2 protein-coding genes are annotated in these 1,511 nt (G+C 63.8%); one reads left to right on the forward strand and one right to left on the reverse strand.

From position 1 onward, the window contains the following. Positions 1–361 (reverse strand): NUDIX domain-containing protein (locus EN879_RS35465; RefSeq protein WP_127274694.1); only part of this gene is annotated, 361 nt, incomplete at its 3' end. A 225-nt stretch (positions 362–586) separates the two neighbouring features. Here EN879_RS35465 and EN879_RS35470 point away from each other — a divergent pair. Next, the coding region (locus EN879_RS35470; protein WP_164774820.1) for an NADH:flavin oxidoreductase/NADH oxidase at positions 587–1,511 on the forward strand (925 nt) is incomplete at its 3' end.

Genomic DNA, 1,511 nt, shown 5'->3' on the forward strand with positions numbered 1-1,511 from the left:
GGCTCATATAGGGCGAAAACAGCCGCTCGATATCCTTCAAGCGATAACCCAGCTCTTCCTCGGCTTCCTTGCGGATGGCGGTCTCCGGATCGTTTTCGTCCAACAGACCGGCACAGGCCTCGATCAGCGGCTCGCGGTGGCCGGTGACGTAAGCGGGATAGCGGAACTGGCGCACCAGAAGCACGGTCGAACGCAAGGGGTCGTAAGGCAGGATCACCGCACCATCGCCGCGATCATAGGTCTGGCGGATTTGCGTCTCCCACTGACCGTCGCGCCGGCGGTAGTCGAGGACGGTCTTCTTCAGGATGGCCCAGTCGTCGGAGAGGATTTCCTCCGAACGGACGCGAATACGATCTTCCATCCCGGTCTCCATGCTAAAGCGCGTCGCACTTCATGCTCCTGTTTATGCCTGTCGTTCTCCCAAAACCGGAGCCACTTTTGGGAGACATGCCTGGCCGAGGCGTAGCCGCGAACCGGCATTTCGGCAATCCCGCCCGTGATTGGTCCAGAAGCCCTTTCACCGCCTCGTGTCTGGCGCAGGCGCCATCGGTCGCCTAAATAGCTGCGAACCCTCCCGGAGTTTCTCATGACAGCGTCGCTTTTCCAGTCGATCACTCTCGACGGCCTCACCTTCCCCAACCGCATCGCCGTCGCGCCGATGTGCCAGTATTCCGCCGAGGACGGCTCGGCCAGCGACTGGCATCTCCATCACTGGATGAACCTCGCAATGTCCGGCGCCGGCATGGTCACGGTCGAGATGACCGATGTCGAGCGGCGCGGGCGTATCACCCATGGCTGCCTCGGCCTTTACTCTGAAGACAATGAAGCGGCCGCCCGCCGCGCGCTGGACGCTGCACGACGCGTCGCCGCACCCGGCACGAAATTCGGCTCCCAACTGGCCCATGCCGGCCGCAAGGCTTCGAACCGCAAGCCGTGGGAGGGCGGCGGGCCACTGAAGCCAAACGAGGATCCCTGGCAGACCGTCTCCGCCTCGGCCATCCCCTACGACACCGGCTGGAACGTGCCGCACGCTCTGGAGGACGAGGAGATCCTACAGCTGATCGAGCGCTTCGCCGAGGCGGCAAGGCGAGCCGAACGCGCCGGCTTCGATTTCCTCGAACTGCACGCCGCGCATGGCTATTTGATCTTCCAGTTCCTGTCGCCCTTGTCCAACCAGCGCACGGACCGCTGGGGTGGCGCGCTGGAAAACCGCATGCGTTTTGCCGTCGAAATCACCAAGGCGGTGCGCAAGGCGGTGCCAAAGCTGATGCTCGGCGCAAGGCTGTCCGTGAAGGATTGGGTCGACGGCGGCTTCGACGTGGCGGACGCGATCGAAGTGGCCAAAGCGCTGAAGGACGAGGGCGTTGCCTATCTCTGCTGTTCGAGCGGCGGCAATTCGCCGTTGCAGAAATTGCCCACCGGCCCCGGCTATCAGGTGCATCTGGCGGAGGCGGTGCGCAAGGGCGCTGATATTCCGACCCGCGCCGTCGGCCTGATCGACGACCCCAAGC

The organism is Mesorhizobium sp. M7A.F.Ca.AU.002.02.1.1 (assembly GCF_003998535.1).
Taxonomy (GTDB): Bacteria; Pseudomonadota; Alphaproteobacteria; order Rhizobiales; family Rhizobiaceae; genus Mesorhizobium; species Mesorhizobium ciceri.